Source organism: Actinomadura litoris (assembly GCF_009733595.1).
Classification (GTDB): Bacteria; Actinomycetota; Actinomycetes; order Streptosporangiales; family Streptosporangiaceae; genus Spirillospora; species Spirillospora litoris.
Map to the genome: position 1 here is coordinate 1 of NZ_WOFH01000037.1, position 615 is coordinate 615.

Annotated in this window: 1 protein-coding gene; it reads left to right on the top strand. The window is 70.1% G+C overall.

Annotation, left to right across the window (positions count from 1 at the left end; all coding sequences use genetic code 11):
• Position 1: 1 nt before the first annotated feature.
• On the top strand, positions 2–615 hold a 614-nt coding region (locus tag GNZ18_RS40640), incomplete at its 3' end, for an FGGY family carbohydrate kinase (RefSeq protein WP_246251345.1).

The window sequence follows — 615 nt, forward strand, 5'->3', positions numbered from 1 at the left end:
CATGGCTGAGTTCGTCGGTGCGTTGGACCAGGGCACGACCAGTACCCGGTTCATGGTGTTCGACCATGGCGGCGGCGAGGTCGCGCGGCATCAGTTGGAGCATGAGCAGATCCTGCCGCGGGCGGGGTGGGTGGAGCACAACCCGACCGAGATCTGGGAGCGGACCCGGGCGGTGATCCAGACCACGCTGAACAAGGCGCACCTGTCCCACACCGATCTGGCGGCGCTGGGGATCACCAACCAGCGCGAGACCACGGTGGTGTGGAACCGCCGGACCGGGCGGCCCTACCACAACGCGATCGTGTGGCAGGACACCCGCACCGACCGGATCGCCGCGGCGCTGGAGCGCGATGGCCGCGGCGCCATCATCCGCCACCGCGCCGGCCTGCCCCCCGCCACCTACTTCGCCGGCGGGAAGGTGCAGTGGATCCTGGACAACGTCGCGGGGGTGCGCGAGGCCGCCGAGACCGGCGAGGCGGTGTTCGGGACCATCGACACCTGGGTGCTGTGGAACCTGACCGGCGGCACCGACGGCGGGGTCCACGTCACCGACCCCACCAACGCCAGCCGCACCATGCTGATGGACCTGGAGACCCTGAAGTGGGACGAGGAACT